Source organism: Flavobacterium endoglycinae (assembly GCF_017352115.1).
In the GTDB taxonomy this organism is placed as follows: Bacteria; Bacteroidota; Bacteroidia; order Flavobacteriales; family Flavobacteriaceae; genus Flavobacterium; species Flavobacterium endoglycinae.
Genome location: NZ_CP071448.1, coordinates 5,012,285 through 5,037,253, shown reverse-complemented (window position 1 = coordinate 5,037,253; position 24,969 = coordinate 5,012,285). Strand labels below are relative to the sequence as shown.

Annotated in this window: 19 protein-coding genes; 3 read left to right on the top strand and 16 right to left on the bottom strand. The window is 34.9% G+C overall.

Annotation, left to right across the window (positions count from 1 at the left end; translation table 11 throughout):
- Nucleotides 1-36: 36 nt before the first annotated feature.
- From J0383_RS21730 to J0383_RS21700, 7 genes are all read right to left on the bottom strand, one after another.
- On the bottom strand, nt 37-882 hold the full coding sequence (locus J0383_RS21730) for a T9SS type A sorting domain-containing protein (RefSeq protein ID WP_207296045.1): 846 nt from the start codon (nt 880-882) through the stop codon (nt 37-39).
- Between the two features lie 173 nt (nt 883-1,055).
- Nucleotides 1,056-2,357, bottom strand: coding sequence for a hypothetical protein (locus J0383_RS21725; RefSeq protein WP_207296044.1), 1,302 nt, complete (start codon nt 2,355-2,357; stop codon nt 1,056-1,058).
- Between the two features lie 483 nt (nt 2,358-2,840).
- On the bottom strand, nt 2,841-6,068 hold the full coding sequence (locus J0383_RS21720) for a TonB-dependent receptor (protein ID WP_207296043.1): 3,228 nt from the start codon (nt 6,066-6,068) through the stop codon (nt 2,841-2,843).
- A gap of 83 nt (nt 6,069-6,151) precedes the next feature.
- Nucleotides 6,152-6,997, bottom strand: a complete 846-nt coding sequence (locus tag J0383_RS21715; protein WP_207296042.1) for a FecR family protein — start codon at nt 6,995-6,997, stop codon at nt 6,152-6,154.
- A 240-nt stretch (nt 6,998-7,237) separates the two neighbouring features.
- The gene (locus J0383_RS21710) at nt 7,238-7,834 is read right to left on the bottom strand and encodes an RNA polymerase sigma factor (protein ID WP_207296041.1); all 597 of its coding nucleotides are present in this window, start codon (nt 7,832-7,834) and stop codon (nt 7,238-7,240) included.
- Nucleotides 7,835-8,021: 187 nt separating this feature from the next.
- On the bottom strand, nt 8,022-9,269 hold the full coding sequence (fabF, locus tag J0383_RS21705; RefSeq protein ID WP_207296040.1) for a beta-ketoacyl-ACP synthase II: 1,248 nt from the start codon (nt 9,267-9,269) through the stop codon (nt 8,022-8,024).
- 18 nt (nt 9,270-9,287) lie between these two features.
- The gene (locus J0383_RS21700; protein WP_207296039.1) at nt 9,288-9,839 is read right to left on the bottom strand and encodes a TetR/AcrR family transcriptional regulator; all 552 of its coding nucleotides are present in this window, start codon (nt 9,837-9,839) and stop codon (nt 9,288-9,290) included.
- Nucleotides 9,840-10,087: 248 nt separating this feature from the next.
- Between J0383_RS21700 and J0383_RS21695 the strand changes: the two genes are divergently transcribed.
- Nucleotides 10,088-11,044, top strand: coding sequence for an alpha/beta fold hydrolase (locus tag J0383_RS21695; RefSeq protein ID WP_207296038.1), 957 nt, complete (start codon nt 10,088-10,090; stop codon nt 11,042-11,044).
- A gap of 38 nt (nt 11,045-11,082) precedes the next feature.
- On the opposite strand, the gene J0383_RS21690 is transcribed toward J0383_RS21695, so the two are convergent.
- The 9 genes from J0383_RS21690 to J0383_RS21650 all read right to left on the bottom strand — a co-directional run bounded on the left by J0383_RS21690 (nt 11,083) and on the right by J0383_RS21650 (nt 21,494).
- The gene (locus J0383_RS21690; protein ID WP_207296037.1) at nt 11,083-12,597 is read right to left on the bottom strand and encodes a glycoside hydrolase family protein; all 1,515 of its coding nucleotides are present in this window, start codon (nt 12,595-12,597) and stop codon (nt 11,083-11,085) included.
- Nucleotides 12,598-12,752: 155 nt separating this feature from the next.
- Nucleotides 12,753-14,933: an HAD-IIB family hydrolase gene (locus J0383_RS21685; protein ID WP_207296036.1), complete on the bottom strand. Its 2,181-nt coding sequence runs from the start codon at nt 14,931-14,933 to the stop codon at nt 12,753-12,755.
- A gap of 176 nt (nt 14,934-15,109) precedes the next feature.
- On the bottom strand, nt 15,110-15,538 hold the full coding sequence (locus tag J0383_RS21680) for a hypothetical protein (protein ID WP_207296035.1): 429 nt from the start codon (nt 15,536-15,538) through the stop codon (nt 15,110-15,112).
- A gap of 181 nt (nt 15,539-15,719) precedes the next feature.
- Nucleotides 15,720-16,487: a methyltransferase domain-containing protein gene (locus J0383_RS21675; RefSeq protein WP_207296034.1), complete on the bottom strand. Its 768-nt coding sequence runs from the start codon at nt 16,485-16,487 to the stop codon at nt 15,720-15,722.
- Between the two features lie 151 nt (nt 16,488-16,638).
- Nucleotides 16,639-17,334: a CPBP family intramembrane glutamic endopeptidase gene (locus tag J0383_RS21670; RefSeq protein ID WP_207296033.1), complete on the bottom strand. Its 696-nt coding sequence runs from the start codon at nt 17,332-17,334 to the stop codon at nt 16,639-16,641.
- Nucleotides 17,335-17,408: 74 nt separating this feature from the next.
- On the bottom strand, nt 17,409-18,002 hold the full coding sequence (locus tag J0383_RS21665; RefSeq protein ID WP_207296032.1) for a Crp/Fnr family transcriptional regulator: 594 nt from the start codon (nt 18,000-18,002) through the stop codon (nt 17,409-17,411).
- An 84-nt stretch (nt 18,003-18,086) separates the two neighbouring features.
- Nucleotides 18,087-18,737 carry a carbohydrate-binding protein gene (locus tag J0383_RS21660; RefSeq protein ID WP_207296031.1) on the bottom strand — a complete coding sequence of 217 codons (651 nt, stop codon included), beginning with the start codon at nt 18,735-18,737 and terminating at the stop codon, nt 18,087-18,089.
- A gap of 71 nt (nt 18,738-18,808) precedes the next feature.
- A complete protein-coding gene (locus J0383_RS21655) occupies nt 18,809-20,143 on the bottom strand; it encodes a sensor histidine kinase (RefSeq protein ID WP_207296030.1) in 1,335 nt (444 codons plus the stop codon).
- Between the two features lies 1 nt (nt 20,144).
- On the bottom strand, nt 20,145-21,494 hold the full coding sequence (locus tag J0383_RS21650) for a sigma-54-dependent transcriptional regulator (RefSeq protein ID WP_207296029.1): 1,350 nt from the start codon (nt 21,492-21,494) through the stop codon (nt 20,145-20,147).
- 287 nt (nt 21,495-21,781) lie between these two features.
- On the opposite strand from J0383_RS21650, the gene J0383_RS21645 reads away from it, so the two are divergent.
- Both J0383_RS21645 and J0383_RS21640 read left to right on the top strand, forming a co-directional pair.
- Nucleotides 21,782-22,492: an ABC transporter ATP-binding protein gene (locus J0383_RS21645; protein WP_207296028.1), complete on the top strand. Its 711-nt coding sequence runs from the start codon at nt 21,782-21,784 to the stop codon at nt 22,490-22,492.
- A 4-nt stretch (nt 22,493-22,496) separates the two neighbouring features.
- Nucleotides 22,497-24,920, top strand: coding sequence for an ABC transporter permease (locus tag J0383_RS21640; protein WP_207296027.1), 2,424 nt, complete (start codon nt 22,497-22,499; stop codon nt 24,918-24,920).
- The last annotated feature ends 49 nt before the right edge of the window (nt 24,921-24,969 follow it).

Genomic DNA, 24,969 nt, shown 5'->3' with positions numbered 1-24,969 from the left:
AAATGGTTTTGTGAGTGTAAGTTCATAAAGCTTTTGTTATTGCTTTATAAACTTTATTTTTTGAATGGAATCTTCATTTTCAAGAACCAGAAAATACAATCCAGAAGACAAATCGTTTACCATAGTTCCAGAAGCATTATATTCAGGTTCTTTTACCAAAATTCCTGAAGCATTGTATATTTTTAAATTGAGGTTTTCGGTGTCAACCGTATCTCCTATTTCTAATTTTAAAAGATCTTTTACTGGGTTTTGTTGTAAGAAAGTCGTTTTCTTTTCGTCAATATCATCTAGACCTAATCTGGCAGCGGTAATCGAAATTTTATCTATTTCGTAACCAATAACAAAGTTTGGTGCGGTTACAAAGGCAATATAAACTTTCTGCTGTCCTACAAGCTGAGAGATGTCTAGTATATAATCTTTAAACTCCGCATCTGTTACCGATTCTCTTGTAATTTCCAGCGTTCCAATCTGGGTAAAAGAGTCAATGTTGGTATCAGTTGTCGAAGCGTATATGTATAAATTATCAGGACCGTCGAATATGGCTTTTTGTGCATTTACAATCAGCTGCATAGCTCCTGCATAATATGATAAGTCAATTTCTGGCATTATTGCCCAGTTTTTTTGTTCGACCCCAAGAGGCGCACCTGAAGCAAAATCAATATTGTAAGTACCTAGTACTTTGTAGCTGCCGCCTGTTATGGCGCCGTTTTCATCTATCTGCAAATTGTTTCTTGCGATCCAATTCATTCCATCGCCATCAGCATCTGTTAAAATCCAATCAGACACCTCAGCATCATCAAAATCATCTTCCCAAATTGTAAATTGTGCATTTGCTATTCCGGAAATAAGTAAAAGTAGTAGTGCGAGTAGTTTTTGTTTCATTTTTTGATATTTAAAAAAGAGACTGCCTAAAGAGCGGGAACAGCAGTATATATTTTGCAGTAAGATGAGCAATGATAAAGCAAAATGAATATACCTGCTTGTTCTAACTCTTCAGAAAAAAAACATAAACACACTCTTCAGGCAGTCTCGTATTATTGAATACGGAGTACTAATTAAAAATTAGTAAACTTAGTCCAAGTATTAGTCCAGTTAGCTTCAGTTTTAAATGCTCCTGTAGCTCCTGTGAAGTTTAAAGCTCCATTATTGAAGAATGGCTGAGTCAAGCTCCAAGCAGTTGCAGGGTTAACTGTAGATGTTGTGCTTCCTAATCCTAATGAAGTACCCGTTGGAAGAACAGGATTTGTAAATCCGTGAACTGATAAAAGGCTCCAAGAAGAGTTAGCTGGTAAAGAAGGACTTTCCCATCTGATACCTGTAAGATATCCAGTAACTGTAACGTTAGTAAGGCTGATTTGACCTAATCTACGTACGTGGATAGCATTTTCGTAAAGAGCAGCATCTGTTGCAGAGCTAGTACCTACGATAGACATTTGCGAAATAACTGGTCTTGTAATTAATGTAGTAGATGAACCTGTAGCATTGTTATCTAATTCGATACCGTTTGAATCAGGGTTTCCTCCACTTAAACTGTGAGTAGAATTTTTATCGGCAATAGCGATCGCTTTTGTGATTGTTCCTGTATAACCAAAATCAAAATCAAAGTTATCATCGTCTGGTGCGAAAGATACTAAGTGAGAAGCATTAACCGTTCCTCCGAAGAATTCGAATGAATCATCTCTACCATAAGAAACTTGTACGTAATCGATAGAGGTTCCGCTACCAACACCACCAGCTGTTAAACCGTTGATTTCAACTCCTGTTGCAGCATCAAGGATACGACCAGCGAATTCGATACGAACGTATTTCAAGATACCAGCATTGTGTGCATTGTTTGAACCACCATAGTAGAAATCAGATACATTTGGCTGATCTCCTAAACCTTCGATTACGTTAGTCGTAACTCCAGTATTAACTTGAGCATCTCCTAAAAGTACAACTCCACCAAAATCACCAGGAGTAGCTACAGTAGAAGCGTTTCCATCTAATAAGTTATAACTTGTAAAGATAACTGGAGAAGCAGCAGTTCCCTGAGCATCAATCTGTCCTGTTTTAGTGATTACTAATACTCCAGTAGCAGCGCCACCAGTTAGTGGTTTCGCTTTGATAAAAGTACCTGGCTGTATAGTTAATTTAGCCCCAATTACACGAACAACTCCACTGATTTCCCAAACTCTGTCGTTTGTCCAAGTAGTGTTTGTAGTAATGTTTCCACTTACAGTCTGAACTGTCGCTGGAACACCTGAATAATCTGCACCTGCAGAATTCATAGCAAAAGAAGAATCCGCAGCAGCGTCATCATTTTGACAAGAATTAAAGAACATCATTGCAATCGCTAACAAAAAAACTTTTTTCATGGTAATTGAATTTTGATTATATTGCTGCATATTTTTACATCAGAGGTCATTGAGAGGAGCAGCAAAATTTCTTCTCTTTGGCCTTTTCCTTTTTGGTAAACTTTGTAATAAGTATTCCGTTTTACCGCCGGAAAACTATCCCTGATATTCTTCTTTCATTTTCGGGGTTTGAATGAAAGCTTTATTTCCTCTAAAATTTATAAACACTCTGGCAGTTTCTTTCTACGTGACAACCAATTTTACCCTGTAAGCCTCTCATTTGGCCGGGAAGTTTTTGCGGGTTTCTTACGTGTCAGTCTCTACTGTGTCCTTGTCTTAACTTTAAAAGAATGTAATTTTTTAAACCATCTTAGTAAGAGCGTACTGAGTTGCTTCTTTATATACATTAGATTTCAAATGAGGGAAAAATCACCTAAAATTTCATCCTTAACAGTTTCTTAATTTTTACCATAACTTATATTAAAAATCAAGCATTTAATGTTATTAAAATGAGTAGTTTAATGAAATATTGATGCTTCTGCCTGTCCAAGCTTTAAACATTTTTCTATCGATATACGGATCGTATTTGTCTGAAGCTCCCGCTCCTAATGCTTTTTGATCTCTTGGGTTGGCACCAATTTCAAAATCAACATTTTTTGAATAACTATTTGCGTTGTTATAGGTTTCGATAGCGGTATCAAAAAAATTTTTGATTCCTAGTTTTAATTCTAAATTTCTTTCTTCAAAAAACTTATAACTTACCTGTGCATCAGTAATACCATACGGCATACGGATTTCTTCGGCTTGATAATCAAAACCTACTAGAATGTATTGGTCACCAATGGCATTGTGTCTGATACTGAAACCCAGACGATCTCCTATATAATCCATTCCAATATTGTAATTGTAAGGCGCTTGTCCAAACAATGGACGGTTCGCTTCATACAATCCTCCAGTTCCGTCAATATTGACATAACCCGTTACTTTAGTAGTATTGAAAGCAGCATTTCCAGAAAGGAAAATTTTTCTCAATAAATCCCCTTCTCCCAGAAAAGATAAATTCTTGTAGATTTCAAATTCAAATCCAAACAATTTGGCACTGTCAGAGTTCATGTTGTAGATATATCTTGTTCCTCCATCATTTCCAATCTGCGTTACCCCTTCAATTGGATTCTTTATGTTCTTTTTGTAGATACCAAACGAGATAATTTCACCTTGTGATGGAAACCATTCTGTTTTAAAATCATAATTATCAACTTCTGTTGAAACAATTCCGCCCGTATAATTTAATACCATCGCATTACGAACCGGATCATAATACGGCATGTTTAAACGTTCTGAAAATTGTGGTCTTAATACCGATTTATTATACCCAAGTCTAAGATTTACTTTGTTTGAAGGACTTACCGTAAGGTTTACCGAAGGCAGATATTGCCATACTTTATCGTCTTTCTGTACGGTTTCAAATCCACCGGCGTTATCAGACTGACTTGCAATTTGTGTATATACATAACTTTCTGCGCGAAGTCCCCAAACCAATCGAACGTATTGATTGAATTTATTATCGAGCATTAAAAAAGGAGAATGAACTTTTACATCTCCTATATATTCATTTCCATACGTCGTAATTCTTTTCCAGCCGAAACCTCCCCAGCGGTAATGCGAACCATCTAATAATTGAGAAAGCGGATAATCAATGATAGCCGTATCTGTTCCTTGTCCAACAACATTTAAAGCAGATGATTCCTGTTGGTTTCTGGCTTTTTTATACGTTCCGAAATATCCTGCCTTTACCGTGTTGGTAAAAGAATCACTAAAGTCAAAATTATAGCTGAAGTTTATTCCAACATTATAATCATTTTCGCTATTGGTAAAATTGGATCTTTTAAAACTTTCTGGATCTGAATTGTACACCAATTGATAAAGCTGTGTATCCTCTCCTACTTTTCTACGTAAACTCGTTAAGAAAGTAGCATCTTTGGTATCTTTTGAGGTACTGCTGAAAGCACCAAACCAATTGATTTCAAATTTTTCAAAACGATGGTTTCCTTCAATTTTATTTTGAATAAAAGTCTGGTAAACTGGATAATCTGTTTCTTTGGTAAAAGGAAGAAAAGTACCGTTTACAATTCCTTCAAGGTTTCCTGTATACATATTCCAGCCCGTAATTTGAGTCAGCTGGTTGTCGTACATGTGCATATAAGTATTTCGGGTCGTAATTTTATGTTTTCCGAATTGAATTCCGGCATTAAACATTCCGCCCACAGTCGAATTGAAGTTATAAGAAGCTCCTGAATTTTTAAATCCGTACTTTTTGAAAGTAGAATATCCGTTTCCTTCTTCTGGAACAAATTCAGAATTGGGCATATAACTTCCTCTTTCAGTATGATCGATTTTTAATTGATCCTGAGTATTCTTGAAAATAACCGATCCTACAAAACCAAATTTGTTATTGTCTTTCAATTTATAAACCTGACCTAAAGCAAATTGTAAAGAAGTCCCTGGAGCGGCATAGGTTTTAAAAGTGGTAAAGTTATCCTGCGTAAACTTTTTAGATTGTTCTATAAACGGACCTGATTCTGCTTCTGTAGTAGGAACATCAATATTGGTTAAACCCGAAGGATAGGTTCTCGTTCCGTCATCAAAACCTACATAATCATGTTCGCCTTCTTGTTTGGTCAAACGATCTTTAAAAGTCGCTCTGCTGTTGTATGAAGTTCCAACAGAAAAAGTCATAAAATTTTTCTTAGGAATATCTTTTGTTTTGACTTCAACAAATCCTCCTGCAAAATTGGCATTCATATCGGGTGTTGCATTTTTACTAACAACAACACTTTCTACCATAGCAGTTGGAATAATATCAAAATTAAACTGCTGCTGACTCGGATCTGTACTTGGCAGATTTACACCGTCCATAACCGCTTGGTTCCAGCGTTCACCCATAGAGCGGACTACTACATATTTATCATCAATAGTCGTAACACCAGTAATACGTTTTAAAGTACTTCCTACATCTTTGTCTGGTGTTCTGGCAATTTGTTCGGCAGAAATACCATCAGAAAGCTGTGCGGCTTTTTTTTGCTGCAACAACATTCCTTCTGTCGAAGCCGTTGCTTTTTGAAACGTCTGCGTAACGACAACCTCATCTAGAGATTCGGCATCATCTTTTAAAACCACATTTAGAACCACATCAGATTCTGCTACTTTAATATCGGTAATTTTCTGTGTTTGGAAAGAAACATAACTTACTTCTATCGAATATGTTCCCGCTTCTAAGTTAAAAGAATAGTTTCCGTCGAAATCAGAAACAGCTGCATTGGCCGTTTCGATTACTCTAACCGAAGCTCCCGGAAGCGCCAGACCATTTTTGTCGACTACCTTTCCTGAAATACTTCCTAACTTTTTCGAAACCGACTTTTTATTTACAGCAATATTGGTATTATTTCTTCTGAAATTTAAATTCGTCAGCGTTTGAAGTTCTGTCAAAAGATTATCTATTGAAATATTCTCTTTTTTAAGATCAATAAGCGGTTTGCTTAAATCCATATCTTTTTGATAAATAAAACGATACGGCGTTCTGGATTCTAAGTTTTCAAAAACTTCCTGCGGAGAGACATTTTTAAAATCAACAGAAACAGCACCCGACTGAGAATAGGCACTTGTGATTGAAAAGAAAATGCTGAAAAACAGAATTTGTATGGCAATAGGAAACTGCCTAAAATAATCATTCATAATAAATAATTTGTTTTTGGTTGTGTATATTTTTTTTCTGGATTATAGGATATAAGGTTCAGCAGACCTTTTACGGCGGCTGATTATCGGCTTACAACGTAGGTATCATTACCAACAGGTTTAATGGTAATTTCTAATGCAAAAGCAATCGTCTGCAGTAATTCTGGAACACCTTGTCTGGTATCAAGAGTTCCTTTTACTTGAAGTTTTTTCAAATCCTCACTGGCATATTTAAACGTAAATCCGTGGTTTGTTTTAAGTTTTTCGATAACGGCTTCAAGGCTTAAACCGTCGACATCGATAAGAGAATTTTTCCACTCAGGATCAATAACCAAAGCTTTACGTTTTTGAACTATGTTTTCTTTTGGAACAAATATGGCGGCGTAACCTCTTTCGAGAAAAACAGCATTCTGGCTGCTCTCTACTTTTACTTTTCCGGTTCTTACATTTACCTCAGCAATATTTCCATACGCTTTTACATCAAATGAAGTTCCTAAAACGGTAGTTTTGATATTTCCAGAACTGATAATAAAAGGGCGTGTCGTATCTCTTGCCACTTCAAAAAAAGCTTCTCCTTTTAATTTGATGATTCGTTCGTTGTCTGCAAACTTTTCTGGATATTCAATTTGAGTGTTTTCGTTAACCCAGACACGAGTTCCATCAGACAAGCGAATTAATCTGATGTCCTGCGGATACGTTTGTGTAACCACTCCAGCAGTTTTTACAGATTGGAATCCAAAATAAAACTGAAATCCAGCAAGCGAAATAAGAAGAACTGCGCAGGCGGCCATTACGCTGCGGTATATATTTCTGCGCTTGTTAATAGTAGCCGATGCAACGACATCCCACATTCGTAGTTTTATATCTTCGGGAAATATTCCTTTCTGTGGTAATTCGTCCCATTCTTCTTTTAGTCCGTTCAATTTCATTTTATAAGAGTAAAAATTAATGTTCCAGGAAAATCCTCAAAATCTCCTGTCAACCTACATTAGACAGCTTTACTCTAAAAAATCACGGGCAATTTCACTCTTAATGATTTATTAATACACTAAAAAACCTATATTTTCTTTAACCCTGTAAAATTCAACATCTTAAAAAATAAGCCCAAAAATCACGTTACAATTCCTTTACAATCCCGATACATTTCTATACAAAACCGCTTTAGGACTTTATGAAAAATCAGTAAAAGCATTTATGGAATGGCAGTGATTGATAAAAACCAATGCAAACCAATACAATTCGTGGCTTTTTACAGAATTCTTTTTAAGATACTGGAGTGTTTTTGAAATCTGGTTGGCAACAGCGCTTTGAGACATTCCCATTTCGTCGGCAATCTCTTTGTAGCTCATTTCATCAAACTTATGAAGGGTAAAAATTTTTCTTCTTTTCTCTGGAATCTGCTGCAGCAAATGCTCAATTTTTTCAAGCTTTGAAGTCAGGTTTACCTCAGCTTCTTCGTTGCTGTCAAGTTCTTTGATTAACTGAGTATCTTCAACGGAAAGAATACGGTTTTGCTTTTTGTACCATTTGGAAATTTCCTGTTTACAGCTTTTAAATAAAATGGAATCAAGTTCTACAGAAGGATCAATTTTACTGCGGTATTTCCAAAGATGAATAAAGACATTTTGGGTAATATCTTCGGTATCTGACTGCTGAGCGGCATATTTCTTAACAAAACAAAAAACTTTAAAATGATATAATTCATAGATTTCTTTAAAGCAAGAATCGTCTCCATTCCTTAATCTTGTAATCAAAACAGTGCTCATAGTATAATTTTAAATTGGAAAAGAATCCTTACAAAATTACCGCAAACAGAGTTTCATTATTTTGCTCACACATTCATTTAATGATTTTTTAATATTGGCAGAAAAAGAAGACGTTTTGAAATACAAAAAAGGATTCTGAAGCTATTAGTCCAAAATCCTTTCTTAAAATTATGTGACGTTTTTCTGCTTATTCTTCAGAAAACTTTTTAAAAATAGTAGTCGCAATATGACCGCCAAAACCAAAAGTATTACTCATGGCGTAATTGATTTCTTTTTCCTGTGCTTTTCCTAAAGTTAAATTGAAAATATCCTTAAAAGCAGGTTCTATTTCAACCGAATTAATAGTTGGCGGTACAATATTATTCTGAACGGCTTTTATACAAGCAATCGCCTCAATAGCGCCCGCAGCACCTAGAAGATGTCCTGTCATTGATTTTGTCGCACTGATATTTAGATGATTTTCTCGTCCAAATACTCTTTCAACCGCTTTTAATTCGCTGTTATCTCCCTGCGGAGTTGAGGTAGCATGTGTATTGATATAATCAATTTGATCGATCGAAATCTCGGCATCTTCAAGTGCAGCCAGCATTCCTAAATATGCTCCTTCGCCTTCTGGATGGGTTCCGGTAAGATGATACGCATCAGCCGCCATTCCGCCTCCAACAATTTCTGCAATAATTGGTGCATTTCTGCTGATGGCATGTTCGTAGCTTTCTAAAATAATAGCTCCCGCTCCTTCTCCCATCACAAAACCGTCTCTGTTTACATCAAACGGACGTGAAGCTATTTCTGGAGTATCGTTTAACGTAGATAACGCTTTTGAAGCATTAAATCCTCCAACACTTGTTTCATTAATTGGTGCTTCAGAACCTCCTGTAATAATCATATCTGCTTTTCCCCAGCGGATATAATTAAAAGCATCAATAATTGCCGTATTGGAAGTTGCACAAGCCGAAACCGTTGTATAATTAATTCCTCGTAAACCATATTTAATAGAAATCACGCCCGAAGCAATATCTACAATCATCTTCGGAATAAAGTATGGGTTAAATCTTGGTGTTCCATCGCCTTTAGCAAATTCCATAAGCTGTTCCTGAAAAGTTCCAATTCCGCCATTACCAGAACCCCAGATCACCCCAATTCTATTTTTGTTGAGGTTATCGAAATTAATTTCAGCATTTTGTATTGCTTCTTCTACAGAAATTAAAGCATACTGCGTAAACAAATCATATTTTCTGGCTTCTGACTTTTCGATATAATCCAGCGGATTAAAGTCTTTCAATTCGCAGGCAAATTTGGTTTTGAATTTTGTGGTATCAAATTTTGTAATTGGCGCAGCGCCGCTGACACCATTTACCAGAGATTCCCAAAAATCATTTACATTGTTCCCAATCGGAGTCAACGCTCCTAAACCGGTAATTACTACTCGTTTCATATTTTTTTATCTAAATAATTATCTAATAAGTTGTTTTTTAATGCTGTCTTTTACAATAGCAAAATCTTCTTTTCCTGTAAGTCTCGAAAGTTGCACAATAGAAATCATATTCGTAATCAACAGCAACGCTCTGGTTCTGGGTTCGTCTTCAAAAGCAAAAATCTTTTGGTTTCTTCCTTCTTCCAGAAAAGAACTTACCCAGCGAATCATTTCACCCGAAAAAACTTTAAGCTTTTCCTGTACCTTTTCATCAAGTGTATTAAAATCAGTTGAAAGCGAACCGACAATACAAATCTCTTTCTCATTCAATATATCCGAATAAATCGTAAAGAATCTTTCCAGTTTTTCTACAGGCGATTTGTCTTCATAAGTTTGGGCTACTTTTTCCAGATTGAGAATACTTTTTTCGATAACGGCAACGCCCAAATCAGATTTTGAAGGAAAATGATAATGTATCGAAGCCGTTTTGATTCCCACTTTTTCAGAAATATCATAAAAGCTGAAAGCATTATATCCTTTTGCTCTGATTAATACATCTGCTAATTCTATTATTTGCTCTTTTGTAGACATGATTTATTTTTTAACAAAATTAACTATTAACTAGTAGGTAGACAAATTTTTCGATGGTAATCTTTTCATAAAAATTGAGAATCCCTGTGTTTACAATACAAGCCATTAAAATATTACTATTGAATTTGAGAGAATTAAGCTTTAAAACCTTTTTATTTTCTTATACTATATTGCTTACAATTTTCAAAGTTTTTTAATACATTAGCTCGCCATTAAACTGATTAAAAGCCAATTAAATCCATTACATTATGAAGAACAAAATCTACTTTAGTTTATTTAACCTTCTGTTTTTTACTACTTTTTTATCTGCTCAGACACAGCCGCAATACGATACTTTATCTGTTGGGAAAATCAAACAAATCATTTCATACAAAGGGACAAAAGATGCTCCTATAATCTTGTTTCTTCACGGCGGACCTGGAAGTTCTAGAATGAATCAAGCTGAAACTTTCAGCAATGAACTTCAAAAACACTTTATGGTGGTTCAATGGGATCAGCGAGATGCTGGAAGAACAATGGCTTTGAATAAATCTACTGTTCCGAATACGCTTCAGCTGGTAGAAAATGATACTTATGAAGTTATCACCCAGCTTTTGAAAAAATTCAATAAAAAGAAACTTTATCTTGTTGGCGAATCGTGGGGAACTGTTTTAGGTTTTAAAATGGCCGAAAAACATCCTGAACTTCTTCACGCTTATATCGCGTTCAGTCCTGTGGTAAATCAGACTAAAAGCGAACAGATAGTTTTGGATAAATTGATACAAAACGCCAAGGAAAAACAAAATACAGAAGCGCTGAAAGAATTAAAAACGGTAAAAATTCCGTTTGATAATTCCGACCAGATTTATTATTCCAGAAAATGGATGTTTGATTATGACGGACAACCTTTCGCTGCCAAAGACACTGCGGTTGTGAAACAGTATTTAAAATCATGGTCAGACAATTGGTTACCTACTTGGAACGACGCTATCAAACAAAATCTCTTTGTACAGCTTCCGAAAGTAAAATGTCCGGTATATTTCATTTTGGGAGAAAAGGATTTACAAACCAACTTTACAATTGCTAAAGAATACTATACTATTTTAAAAGCGCCCAAAAAACAGATTTATACTTTTAAAGACGCAGGACATTCGGTATTAACCGAAAAAGCAGCCGAAGTTCAGAAAATTATTATTGATGATATTCTGCCCAATACTAAATCATAAAAAGCAAAAATCCGTATCGAAGTGATACGGATTTTGTTTTATTGAATCTGAACAATTCTGCTATAATCTTTCATATACTTTTCAGGATCTGAAGCGGCATATTCGTTTTCCGGTTCTGGTATCACATGAATTTTTGAATCACTAATCGATATTACAGCGGAACAGACGTAAATACCGACTTTTCCTTCGGAGTATTTAAAATCAAGCAGCGTTAGTTTTACGATGTCATTAATCGACAATTCGTAATAGTTTCCGTATCGGATAATTTTAAAATAGATTTGTTTCTCCTCTCCTATTTCAAATTGATTCGTTTGGATATTCTCGAATATAAAATTGTTTTTGACGTCTTTTTCATTAAATCCCCACGCCCTAAACTGTACAAAACCATTCATAAAATCAATTGAAATGTAATATCCCGTTCCTTCTTTGTCACATTCAATAACAAAACCAGTTTTTCCCATTCCTTCTACTGCAAGAGTTCCTTCCCAGACAAAATCCATTGAAGGTTTTTCAAAACAATAAATTTCATAACCGCTGCGGCAGCCAAAACGCCATTTATTTTCACTTTCTAAAACAAAATCAGCTGTTGGGTTTCCTAAAATAGGAAGCGGATGCGGTAAATCTTTCTGCAATATGGTTTTCTGATAGAGTTTTTCCCAGTAATAATACGTTTTAAGCAAAAGTCTCCCGCTTTTATCGGTTCCTAATTCTTTTGGCGGCGGAATCACGCGGTGTGTATTGACATTTCCATCGGCAAAATAAAAATTGTAGACCAAGAAATGCTTTCCGTCTTTTACTACTCTGGCGGCATAATTTCCCTGCGGCATTAATACATTGTTATGAAAAGCACAATATTCTCCTCTAAATTCCGGCGCCGACCAATAACGGACTTTAATATCTTCCCGAATTGATCCCAATAAATAATGCGTTCCTTTGATTTCAAACACACACGGACATTCTACGTCATCATACACATACGGAATATGAAGCGGTTTCTGCAGCACAAATCCGGTTTCATCTCTTTTTGCCACGCCAATACAGCCTCTGCGATAAGTTGGACCAGAAGCACTTCTGGCACAGATTAATAAATAATCTTCGCCTTTGTATTGGTATTTAAACGGATCTCGAAAACTAATCCATTGGCGCGGATTGTTGTTTGGGCCTTCATAATGTGGTGCTTCACTTTTAAAAGGAAGTCCGTAGAGGTTTTCTTTTTTCCAATTAATTAAATCGGTAGAAACGGCTCTTCCAATTTTTTGTTCAATTCCTTTATCCTGACGTTTTAATCCGGTATAATACATTTCATAACCTTCTCCTTCTGATTTTTTGCTCACGTGCATCGTCCACAGCATATCGTCGTCCCATTCTCCGGGATCGCCCACAAAAAGAGCATTTTTAACTCTTTTCCACGATAAACCGTCATTTGAAACGGCATGCGCAATATAATCGTGATTAGGAATAATTAAATGAAATAAATGATGAATTCCTTTTTCATCTATAAATACATCAACATCTCCAATTTCCCAGTTGCTAAATCCTGAACCTGAATACATTTTATTACTTATTTAATCTGTTAGTATTTTTTATAGCCACGAATTCACGAATTCGCTTAAATTTTAAATCTGATGAACTTGTCAAAGTTTGAAACTTTGACAAGTTGCCGTTGTGCTATGTTTCTATGTGCTTATATTTTTTAAGTAAACCAATTTTACTTTATGATTTTATAATATTTCAAACCTTCTAAAATTCCGGCTGATGCAGCGGTTTTGGCTACGTAAATACTTTTTGTGGTTTCGTACTCTGCTAGTTCTGCACTTCTGTTTCCCACAATAATTCCTTTTACGGGACCTCTAAACATGTCAACATCATTTCCAGAATCTCCTGCAGCAATAACATTTCCTAATGGAATCGACCATTTTCGGCACAAGAATTTAATCGCATTTCCCTTAGAAGCTCTCTTGGGAATAAAATCCAAATACTGACCGTGACTCGCAATAATGTTGACTTTGTACCAGCCCGTTCCTAAAACCCGAATTAATTCATCGTGATCGTACTGTTCCTTATCGTAATAATAGGAGATTTTATACGGGTTTTGCGCCTCTTCTTCTTGAAGTTTAATCCATTTAACGCCATTGAGTTTATTCACAATTTCTTCTCTTTTCCAGCGGCCGGATAAGAATTTCGCCCAGCCTTTATCGAGAATATATTCTTTTCCGTTGGTATAATAAATTTCGGTTCCAACCGAACAGATAATAAAATCCGGAAGCGGAAATTGTTCTTCATCGATCACTTTTTTAACCAATGCTAAATTCCTTCCAGATGCCATGGCAAAAGCCATTTTATCGGTTCGGTTGATTAAATGTGTTTTTAATTCTATTAAACCTGGATTTTCAAGTTTAGGTTCGATCAGTGTTCCGTCAATATCTGAAACTAATAGATTATCAATTTTTCGTTTTAAACGGCTGATATTGATATTTGGATAATGCTGTTTTTTGATTCCCGCGCCAGATGATAAAGAAAGGTTTTCATTAACCAATTCAACATATTGATTAACATGGCTGATCCAGCTGTAATGTTTTTGAATATTGATTGCTCCGTTATTCGAATAATATTTCCATTGATTTTCATCAGTAAGAATATTGCGGAGTGCTTTTTTAATCTGGCTTTCTTCCTGCGGATTTACCAATTCTCCGTTTTGGCAGACTGGAATAATTTCCGACGGTCCTCCATTTTTCGTCACCACAACCGGAAGTCCCGAACTAGCAGATTCGATAACGGTCAAGCCGAAGTTTTCATGCAAAGCTAAATTCACAAAAACACCTCTTTTTTCGGCAGCATAACGGTAAATAATCGAAACTTCATTTTCGACATCATGCTTTTTCGGGATGGCCATTTTTCCGTATAAATCGTATTTGTCCATTAAGAGAAGTAAATCGGTTAGAACGTTTTTTTCGGATTCCGGCATTTTAGCAATGTCTTTTCGGATTCCGGCAAAAATGACCAGATTGGCAATACTCTGCAGTTCTTTGTCTTTTCCGTACACTTCAATTAAAGTATTCAAGTTTTTGTGTCGGTCAGGTCTCGAAAGTGCCAGAATAATAGGTTTATGCGGATTGGTCAGGAATTTTGAAATAGTTTCGGCAACCCAGTATTTTCGCTGTGCTTCTTCCATATGTTTTTCCGAATCATTTTCTTGAAAATAATAGGGAACAAACTTTCGCGTATCGATTCCTGGAGAAATCGCATGGTATTTTCCGAGTTCAAAATTTTTATAGGCTTTATAGGTTTCAATTTCCTGCTCGGTAGAAGTAACAATAAATTCAGCCAGTTCAAGAGTTCGTTCTTCGGCTGCAATTCGGGCTTTGAACTTGAACTTCTTTTCGAGTTCGTCTTCTGGATTTCCGGCTTCGAGTAATTTTTTCTTTTTATAAAAACCTAATGAATGTCCGGTATGTGCAAATGGAATATTTAAAACCGAAGATAATTCCGCAGCAGCGTAACCCGCATCGGCATAATGTGAATGAATCCAGTCTGGAAAAATATTATATTGTTTGATATGCTGCATAACACCATTCACGAAAGTGTCAAGACCTTCCCAGAGCTGTTCTTTTGCTCTGTATTTTTTCCCAAGAAACGGAATACGTCTGATGTCTAATTTGTCATTAAGAATTTCAACAGGAACGGCATATTCTGGTGAAAGTGAGGGATCGTCTATTAAGCGGGTAAAAAGATGTACGTGTTCGACATCTTCATGTTGTGATAAGAATTCTGCTAATTCAAAAATATATTTAGTCTGTCCTCCATTGTCGGCATCGCGTCCAATTTCGAGTCCAGAACCTTTTAAAAGTCCGTGTATATTGATAAGTGCTATTCGTAATTTTTTCATCATAAAATGTATTTGAATTTCAAATTACAAATTATCGAGCACTTTAATTGTATTTTGAGAATGCTAAAATGTTAATTTTAAAGCCAATATGGGAATCCTGAAAATCTTAAGAATGAATTGTATAAAAAACAGGCTGGCATAAAAAAAGCCTGAGTTACATCAGGCTTTTGTTTTTCTATTTATGCTATCTTCAGAAGTGGCTTTTTTTTATCTTTTTTCACCTGCCATGATCGAACAATTGAATTGATGACTTCTGTAAATTTGTTTTCATTGTACGGAGCTGTAAAATAACTCTTTGCTGGTATTGAAGAACTGTCTACCACAAAACATTGTGTAAACAAAATTGAAAAATAAAAACATGGGCATTTCAATTTTAAAAACATATTTTTTTGGTGGCTGGACTGCTTATGGTCTTCGCTAAACTGCAAAACATTGGAAAAAAGTAAAAACGGTTTTATTTTCTCTGAAATAATATGTCTCTGTGCTTCAGCAAATGTTGCAAAACAAAGAAGGCCGTTTTCCAATTCCATTCCTGTGAAAATCTGTTCAAATAATAAACGATTTTCCTTATTTTCCTCAATAAGTACTATAGGTCCTTGTTTGTTCATGATGCGGGATTTTTGGGGGTTACTGTTTTCAGAAATTACTTATACAAAGTTTGTTCTTTTAATCCCTATTGGTTTACATAATTTTCAGCAAGAGTTATATTATTTCCATTTGTTAAAATCCTATTCAAATGATTATCAATTAATTATAAATTAAAATTTTAACAAAAAATCGCACCAAATTTTACTTTTTCTTTCCATAGAGCAATATTCTCTTAAAAGCATAAATCGCTGGAAACTTTGGAAATGCGTTTTCTATGCGTTTTTTATATTCTTTTATAAAAGTCTGCTGCTGTTCTTCCGAAAGCCTTTCCATGTACGGAACTAATGTCGATCCAGAAATAAAATCCAGTAATTGCTGTGCATCATCAGCGATTATAGGATAAACCTTCTGCATAATTTGAATATTCTGAAGTCCGCCGTTAAATAAAATCTGAGCGTATTCGTCCATGCTTAATACGGGAGATTCTCTTTTCCAGCCTTTCAAATAGGTTGTATAAGGTTCTTCCTGAACGAGTTCCAACAGAATTTTATTGAGTACATTATCGGGCTGAACCGGCATTTGCACCGCAAATTGTCCATTTTTTTCAACTAAATTAATCAAATCAGAAAACAGAACTTTATGATTGTCTGACCATTGAAGTGCTGCATTACTAAAAATTAAATCCCACTTTTGTTTGGAAGCAATAATATCTTCCGTCGTGCCCAGTTTAAATTGTAAACGGTCATTTTGCAAATTCTGTGATTTAGCCAGCATTTCTTCAGACGAATCAATTCCTATAAATGAAGCCGATTCAAATTTTTCAGAAAGAATATAGGTTTGTTCTCCCGTTCCGCAGCCCAGATCGATGCTTTTCATTTTTCCGTTGTCTTCGATTAAATCAATCAAATCGTAAAAAGGCTGGTAACGAATATTTTTAAACTTGTTGTAGATTTCAGGATTCCAAGGCATTGCAGCATTTTTTAATATTAGACTTTCCTTAAAATTAAAAATTTTATGCGTAAACCTCTTTTAATTTTCTCTTAAAAAAAGCTGGAGAGAATCTTTTATTTCCCTGCCAGCATTTCTAATAAACTGATTAAAATATAAAATATCGTGATTATCATACTGTTTCCTGAGTTAAAGATGGTTTCTTTTTACGGTCGTACATAATTACAAAACCAATCCAAACTGCTAATAAAACAACAATTAAAATAAATTCTCTATCGTGAATTCCATTGCGAAAGAAGTTGTTTAGCGAATGTACACCAGCAACAGCCAGCAATGATCCTGTTTTTTTGTATATTTTTCCAATTCCCCAAGTTCCAAAAAAGATAATTCCTAAGAAGACCATATACTGCGTATTCATCTCAATATTTACGTGCCATATAAACCAAAGAATGGCAATAATTACAGTTGAAGTAAAAGTAGGAAGCGATTTTAATTGTTCTTGTAGAAATCCTCTCCATCCTATTTCTTCTAAAAGTCCGTAAACCAAAACAGTAAACATTAACAGAATGGGAAATTTACCTGTCATAAAATAATCCGTTCCCGCAATTAAAAAAGCCGGAAGAATCCAATAGACTAAAAATGGCAAAGCGGCAGTTTTGTAAATTCCTTTTAAAGAAAGCGGATTCGAAAGCGAAAACAATTTGATGGCAGCAAAAGCACCTAAAGCGGGTCCTACGCCGCGAAGAAGAATTTGTGCATATCCATTTTCGATTCCAGATAATAAATCCGTTTTAACCGCTATATATCGGCAGATAACTGCGATTACATAATATACTGCGATGGCTCCAAAGTTAATTTTACGTGTCATAAGTTATTTTGTTTGATTAGGTGAGACAAACTTAGTAACTGCTTTTTAAAACAAAATTGACTTTGGGTAAGAAATCATTTTTCCATAATTCTTTTACGGATTCGGCTTAGGCTTTCTGCCGTTAATCCAAGATAAGAGGCAATAATTTTTAAAGGTGTACGCTGAAAAATGGCCGGACGTGATTCTATAAGTTTGAGATAACGTTCCTGCGGTGCAAGCGTTAAAAGTCCGATTTGTTCTTCTTGTTTGCGAATGTAAAGCATTTCAGAAATGGCTTTTCCTATGCGTAAACCCGTTTCAGATCTTCCGTATAATTCATTCAAATCTTCGTAGTTAATCGACCAGAGTACAATATCTTCTAGAGCTTCGGCTTTCATTACGGTTGGTTTTTGTCCCAAGAAAGAAAGATAATCACTCATAAAACTATTTTCATATAAGAGATTAATGCAGATATCGCGGTTTCCGTCCCAGACAAATAATCCTGCCGATCCTTTAATAATAATATTCAGATAGCGTTCTACGGTATTATATTCCTTGATAATATCGGCTTTATTAAATTCCCTTACTTTAATTTTTTCAGAGAATCCTTTCCAGATATTGATCTCGGCTTTAAAATACAAATCGAAAACTTGTTTTACCTCTTCGGGGGAAGGTCTTTGGTTATCCATAAATAGGTCAGCTTTTGGTATGAGGAACTATTTACCAATATTACAAAGATTTTAGATATTCTCTTACAGAAATTATAATCTATTCTAATTCGGAATAAAATTTAGATAGTCAAGATTCATATTGCCATTTTTTACAATATGCAAGGTTAAAAGCTGTTTCCCTTTTTTGAGTTTTATTTTTCCTAATGATTTAGATTCGTTCCAATGGTGCCATTGTCTCCAGTCTACAGGATCTTTATCATCATGTGTCGATTCAATTGTAAGCAAACCTGTGGCATCTTTTCCATTTACATCAATAGAAATAGCTCCATCGCCGTTTGCCGTGTACAAAACTCCAATAGTGTAAGTTCCTGATTTTTGAACTTCAACCGAATAATTAATCCATTCCGAAGGCTGCGTCCAGCCCAGATAAAGCTGATTTAAACTTCTGGATACTTTATTGAATGAAGTATTATCAATATCTCCATCTTTGGTATACGAAATATCAACGCCTTCTTTAATCCTAAATTCATGCAGCGGATTTCCATTTATCGGATTCAATTTACCGCTTCCGTTATTATCGGCATCAGTATCATGATAGGCAGTTCCTTCGCCTCCTTCATCGTAAAATTCACATTCGATTTTACCCGGAATCTGCTGGAAAGTTCCTTTCCAGGGTTCTCCAATATTTACTGGTTTTACAAATGACAGCAGACCAACGGCAATTCCGCAGATTAACAGACTCCAAGTTTTCATAACTAATCAGAATTTATATTATTGAATTTCTATACTCTGAAACAGAATATTTCTTTAATTTAAAAAAACAATTACTCTTCAATCAAACAGATTTCAAATACCGTTTTTTCGTTTTCTCTTTTATGCGAAATATAACCGCCGTGCGCTTCTATAATATTTTTAGATAAAGTTAAACCAATTCCCGCGCCTTCGTTACGTGTAGTGAAAAAAGGCAGAAAAATTTTGTCTTCGATTTCTTTTTCGATTCCCATTCCGTTGTCGGCTATTTTTATGAAAAGCCTGTTTTCTCTGGCTTCCGCCGAAAGTACAATTTGTTTTTGGAATGTATTTTTTAAAGCATATAAAGAATTTGTAAGCAGATTAATAAAAACTTGTTCAAACTGCTGCGTATCAGCCCAAACAGAATGTTTTATTGAAATGGTATTGAGAACTTCAATTCCTTCATTTTTCAAAAGCGGATTCATAATTTGAAGTGCGTTTTCGATCAAATCTGTTACATCTGTTTTTTGTTTTTTAGGTGAAGGCAGCATGGCAAGTTTTCGATAGCCTTCTACAAATTTCTGAAGATGATCGCTTCGTCTCAGCATTGTTTCAACGCTGGTTTTGATATCTTCCAAATCTTCGTTAGAAAGCGAATCCTGTTCAACCAAATCCTGCAGATTCTGGCAGATGGAACGAATGGGCGTTATGGAATTTAAAAGTTCGTGCGAGATCACTTTCATTAAATTAATCCACGCGTCTTTTTCTTTTTTCTCCACCACATTTTGAATCGAATCTAGTAAAACGATACAATATTCTTTCTCAAAAATTTCAGTTCGTGAAGCTTGTAAAACAAACGTCTGCTTACTTTCCTGATTGATACTAATATCAATTGCCGTTTTTATTTCGTGAAAATCATCTTCTTCAATTACTTCGCATAAAGAAGGAACCTGATTTTTAAGGTATTTCCATTTTGAAACTTTCGGTACCTTAAAATGATTCGAAAAGTAATCGTTCATCAAAAAAATTGTCCAATCAGTTTCTTGTTTTTCTAAAATAATAACGCCCGATTCGATATTATTTAAAATAGAACGATAAATAATATCTCTTGAAATTTGTTCATTTTGTCTGCCTTTCAGCGTTTGGTATAAATGAAACAAATCGTCGTAGGTTTTATTGAATTTATGTTTTGAAAAATCAGAACTAAAATCATCCTGCAAGATCGAAGAAATGGTTTTATCGTAAATCTGTACAAAATTCTTGATATAAAAATACATTTCTCGTACCAGCAGAAAAACCACGCAAAACCCAAACACTCCCGTAAAAATCAAGTCGATTTTAAAAAAATACATCGAAAACTCGATTGCAATTACGATCAGGATTAACCGCAGAAAAAGCAGTTTATAAGTTTGTAACGATTTAAACATATTAGTTTATATTGATATTATATTTCTCCAAACGTCGGTACAAAGAACCTCTCGACAAACCAAGTTCTTCTGCCGTTTTACTGATATTATTGTTATTTTTGAGAAGTGCCTTTTCAACCGCAGCTTTTTCAACCGAGGAAAGCTGGCTGTCGTCTGCGTTTTCTTCATAAGGTGTAATGGTTTCCAAATCCAAATCGGCAACGGTTATCCTATTGTTTTCGCAGAGAATTACGGCGCGTTCAATTTTATTTTCCATTTCACGGATGTTACCGTTCCAAGCGTGTTTTTCAATTTGTTCGAGAACTTTTTTATCAAAAGTAATTTCCTCTCTTTCATATTTTTCGATCATTTTATCGAGAAGATATTCAGCCAGCGGAATTTTATCTTCGTAACGTTCTCGCAGCGGCGGCAGCACAATTTCCATTGTATTGATTCGGTAATACAAATCTTCCCTGAAATTTTTCTCGGCTACTTCTTGTTTCAGGTTTAAATTGGTTGCTGTGATAATCCTGACATTTAAAGGTCTGGCTTTGGTTTCTCCCAAACGAGTTATGGTTTTGGTTTGAATAACCTGCAGTAATTTAGATTGCAGATGAAGCGGAACATTGCCTATTTCATCGAGGAAAATAGTTCCGTTCTGCGCCATTTCAAAACGTCCGGGTGTATCATTTTTAGCATCGGTAAAAGCACCTTTGGCATAACCAAACAATTCACTTTCAAAAATATTCGAATTCAAAGATCCTAAATCAACCGCTACAAAAGGCTGGTTTTTTCTTTCTGACTGGCTGAAAATATGATGTGCCAACACAAATTTTCCGGTTCCGTTTTCACCTAAAATCAAAACATTGGCATCCGTTTTAGCGACTTTATCAGCCAGAGAATAGGCTTTTTTTATACTTTCTGAACTGCCTATAAAAAATTCATTTTTAATTTCGGTTTCTTGATTTTTTCTCTGTTCTTTTCGGCTTTTGTCTACGGCTTGTTTCACTGATTCCAACAACTTTTTATTCTCCCATGGTTTTAAAATGTAATCAAAAGCGCCGTTTTTTAAACCTTCGACAGCGGTTTCTACTTTACCAAAAGCGGTCATTAAAATCACAACGGTTTTCGGCGAAAGCGTTTTTATTTCTTTCAAAACATACAAACCTTCTCTTCCATCTTCAAAACCTATTCTGTAATTCATGTCCAATAACACCACATCAATAGTATTTTTTGCCAGCAATTCGACAATATTTTTCGGATTATTGAGCGTATAAATGTTTTCAAAATACTTTTTGAGATACACTTTTGAGGCAAAAAGGATGTCTTCCTGATCGTCTATGATTAAAATTGAAGCGTTTGTCTTTTTCATCTATGTTCAGTTTTGGACGAAAGGTGTCCATTAATGGACAGTCCAGTTCACTTTCAAAAAATAATGTTTTAAAAATAAGGCAGTTACAGCATTTAAATTTCTGGCACGAAAATCCTTTTTAGAACTGGTAAATCATTAATAATTAACAGCTTTCGAAAGTAAAAATAACAAAATAAACCTCGAAAAATCAGCATAAATTATCTTAATTTTCAGGTCTGTTTCTTTTGCTTTAGAAAGTATAATAAATCGAAAAACGAACATCAATCAAACAATTAAAAAATCAATTTATGATTAACATTCAAAAACTTTCTAAAGTATTTAGAACCGATGAATTAGAAACCAGAGCTCTAAGTGAAATTTCATTAACTATTAACGAAGGCGATTTTATCTCGATTATGGGACCTTCGGGAAGCGGAAAATCTACTTTATTAAACATTATTGGTCTTTTAGACAGCGCTAGTTCTGGAAGTTATCAGCTTCTGGAACAGGAAATGGTGGGCTTAAAAGAAAAATTGAAAGCAAAAGCACGAAAAGAAAACATTGGATTTATTTTTCAAAACTTCAATTTAATTGATGAAATATCGGTTTTTGAAAATATAGAACTGCCTTTGATTTATAATAATGTTCCTGCTTCCGAAAGAAAAAACCGAGTAAATGATATCGCCAAAATATTAGGAATTTCACATCGCTTGAAGCATTTTCCGCAGCAACTTTCGGGCGGACAACAGCAGCGTGTGGCAGTTGCCAGAGCTTTAATCAACAATCCGAAAATTATTCTGGCAGATGAACCAACAGGAAACTTAGACAGTAGAAACGGAAATGAAGTGATGGAATTACTGACTGATCTTCATGCAAGCGGTTCAACAATTCTGATGGTAACGCATTCTGATTATGACGCTTCTTTTTCGCAGAAAACCATTTTGATGAAAGACGGTGTTATTCTTTCAGAAAAAATGAATCAGAAAAATGTGGATGTTTTGGTAACTTCTAAAATCTAAGATCATGCTGAAAAACTGGATAAATGTATTTACATATCATGTAAAGAACAATAAGCTTTTTACAGCTTTGAATATATTAGGTCTCAGCATTGGCATTGCGGGATTGATTTTTGCCATTTTGTACTGGAACGACGAACATAGTTATGACCAATGGAATCCTAATAAAGACAATGTTTTTCTGGTTGCCAATCAAATGGATCCTACCACATATTGGGCTTCGAGTTCAGCTCCTATAGGTTCTGCGATTAAAGAAAATGCTCCAGAAGTCGAATCGTATTGTTATATAAATGGTTATTATGAAAATGATATCATTCGTTATAACAACAAAAAAGTCCAAACCGATAAAATCGTACTTGCTCAAAAAAACTTCTTCGATTATTTTCCTTATACTTTTATTGAAGGAAATCCTAAAAATGCTTTGCCAGATGTTAACAGCATTTGTTTGTCTGACCAGCTAGCCTATCAAATTTTTGGTAGCCAAAGTGCACTAGGACAAAAGGTTGTTTTTAGAAACAAAGTACTGATAGTAAGAGGCGTTTATAAGCTTGACAAAAAATCAGCCTATAACCCGTCGTGCGTGGTTAATTTTATGGATAAATATATAAGCAGCACTATTTTATATTGGGGAAATTTTCAATTTGTACTGCTTGTAAAATTAAAAAATCCTGAAGATCAGCATCGTGTCGAGTCTAATCTTTATAAATTGTATTTTGAACATCTGACAGCTCCACGTGCTAAAGAAGAAGGCATGAGTTCGGAAGATTTTATTAAAAAGTATGGCGCTGTAATACCTCATTTAGAACCTTTATCAACTGTTCGCCTACACAGTAAAACTGGCGGAATGGCAGAACCAAAAGGAAATTACCAATTTCTCCTTATTATGATTGGATTGTCGGTTTTAATCCTGATTTTGTCTATTGTCAATTATGTAAATTCTGCAACAGCAAATGCCATAAAAAGAGCCAAAGAAGTGGGTGTGAGAAAAATTATCGGTGCTTCAAAATCAGCTATAATCCAGCAGTTTATTTTTGAAACTGCCATTATAACCTTATTTTCAATTTTGATTGCGCTGGTCATAGCCGAACTTTCTCTGCCGTATTATAACACGTTTTTAGAAAAAACATTAGTACTACAAAGCAGTCAGTTTTACGGACAGCTTGTGGTTATATTTATCGTTACGGTAATCGCCGCAGGAATATTTCCAGCACTTTATGTCGCTAATTTTGAAGCTTTAAAAGTTTTAAAAGGAAATTTTGGACGAAGCAAAAGCGGTGTCTGGCTCCGCAACGGAATGTTGATTTTTCAATTTGCTGTGGCTTCTTTCTTTATCATTGGTTCGTATATTGTGTATCAGCAGATTGAACACATGAATTCGAAAGAATTAGGTTTTAACGGAGACCAGGTCATAAACATTACTTATCGAAATATGTATGGTGACGGGATTACAGACCAAACCCGTATTGACCGATATGAACAAATTAAAAATCAATTACTGCACTTAAAAGGTGTTAAACAAGTAGCTGGAGGTGCTTTTGTAATGGGAAATGGAGCCAAATCAACAATCTCTTATCATTATAAAGATATTAGTGTAGACGGAGATAATATTCCCGTTGATTTTGGAGCTTTAGAAATGTTGAAAATCAAAATGGTTCAAGGTCGTTCTTTTAGTCCAAAATATTCTCAAGATACGATTAACAGCATGCTGGTTAATGAAACTGCCTTGAAATTATTACACGAAAAAGATCCAATTGGCAAAAAGATTGTCTGGAACGGCCAGGAAATGTATTTGGTTGGAGTGGTAAAAGATTTTAATCTTGAAAATCCTAGTGAAAGCATCAAACCAATGTCCTTTTTTCACTTTAAAACTGTAAAATGGTTTGCAGGTTCACTAAATAATATTTATATAACTGTGGATCTTAAAACGATGAATGAAACACTTTCTGAAATCGAAAATTATTGGAAAAAGAATGTCGATTCAGACTATCCGTTTATCTATAATTTTGTAGACAAAGAATACAAAAAATCATACAGCAGTTATGTGAAACAGAAAAATCTTTTTTCGCTGCTAAATATAATCGTAATTGTGATTGCTCTTTTTGGCTTATTTGCGCTGGCTTCTTACTCGATTGAAAGACGCATGAAAGAAATCGCCATCCGAAAAACATTGGGTGCCGAAACGAATGTTTTATTAAAAGAGCTTTGCAAACAATATGTAATTTTCAGCATTATCGGATTTGTGATTGCGGTAGTTCCTGTATATTATCTGCTGAATAAATGGCTGGAAAATTTTGCTTACCGAATTCAAATTTCAATACTTCCATTCATAATCGGGTTTAGTGTTTTATTATTGCTGACCTTGCTTGTGGTACTTTCTAGAGCCTATCAAGCTACAAAAGTAGATGTGCTGCGTTATTTAAAATACGAATAAACGATTTCAATTTTATAAAAGCTTCAGGTTTTCCTGAGGCTTTTTTATA

Bases quoted from the DNA above. Each gene is read 5' to 3' on its own strand.
- J0383_RS21730 (WP_207296045.1), bottom strand. From the start codon at position 882: ATGAAACAAAAACTACTCGCACTACTACTTTTACTTATTTCCGGAATA.
- J0383_RS21725 (WP_207296044.1), bottom strand. From the start codon at position 2,357: ATGAAAAAAGTTTTTTTGTTAGCGATTGCAATGATGTTCTTTAATTCT.
- J0383_RS21720 (WP_207296043.1), bottom strand. From the start codon at position 6,068: ATGAATGATTATTTTAGGCAGTTTCCTATTGCCATACAAATTCTGTTT.
- J0383_RS21715 (WP_207296042.1), bottom strand. From the start codon at position 6,997: ATGAAATTGAACGGACTAAAAGAAGAATGGGACGAATTACCACAGAAA.
- J0383_RS21710 (WP_207296041.1), bottom strand. From the start codon at position 7,834: ATGAGCACTGTTTTGATTACAAGATTAAGGAATGGAGACGATTCTTGC.
- fabF (WP_207296040.1), bottom strand. From the start codon at position 9,269: ATGAAACGAGTAGTAATTACCGGTTTAGGAGCGTTGACTCCGATTGGG.
- J0383_RS21700 (WP_207296039.1), bottom strand. From the start codon at position 9,839: ATGTCTACAAAAGAGCAAATAATAGAATTAGCAGATGTATTAATCAGA.
- J0383_RS21695 (WP_207296038.1), top strand. From the start codon at position 10,088: ATGAAGAACAAAATCTACTTTAGTTTATTTAACCTTCTGTTTTTTACT.
- J0383_RS21690 (WP_207296037.1), bottom strand. From the start codon at position 12,597: ATGTATTCAGGTTCAGGATTTAGCAACTGGGAAATTGGAGATGTTGAT.
- J0383_RS21685 (WP_207296036.1), bottom strand. From the start codon at position 14,933: ATGATGAAAAAATTACGAATAGCACTTATCAATATACACGGACTTTTA.
- J0383_RS21680 (WP_207296035.1), bottom strand. From the start codon at position 15,538: ATGAACAAACAAGGACCTATAGTACTTATTGAGGAAAATAAGGAAAAT.
- J0383_RS21675 (WP_207296034.1), bottom strand. From the start codon at position 16,487: ATGCCTTGGAATCCTGAAATCTACAACAAGTTTAAAAATATTCGTTAC.
- J0383_RS21670 (WP_207296033.1), bottom strand. From the start codon at position 17,334: ATGACACGTAAAATTAACTTTGGAGCCATCGCAGTATATTATGTAATC.
- J0383_RS21665 (WP_207296032.1), bottom strand. From the start codon at position 18,002: ATGGATAACCAAAGACCTTCCCCCGAAGAGGTAAAACAAGTTTTCGAT.
- J0383_RS21660 (WP_207296031.1), bottom strand. From the start codon at position 18,737: ATGAAAACTTGGAGTCTGTTAATCTGCGGAATTGCCGTTGGTCTGCTG.
- J0383_RS21655 (WP_207296030.1), bottom strand. From the start codon at position 20,143: ATGTTTAAATCGTTACAAACTTATAAACTGCTTTTTCTGCGGTTAATC.
- J0383_RS21650 (WP_207296029.1), bottom strand. From the start codon at position 21,494: ATGAAAAAGACAAACGCTTCAATTTTAATCATAGACGATCAGGAAGAC.
- J0383_RS21645 (WP_207296028.1), top strand. From the start codon at position 21,782: ATGATTAACATTCAAAAACTTTCTAAAGTATTTAGAACCGATGAATTA.
- J0383_RS21640 (WP_207296027.1), top strand. From the start codon at position 22,497: ATGCTGAAAAACTGGATAAATGTATTTACATATCATGTAAAGAACAAT.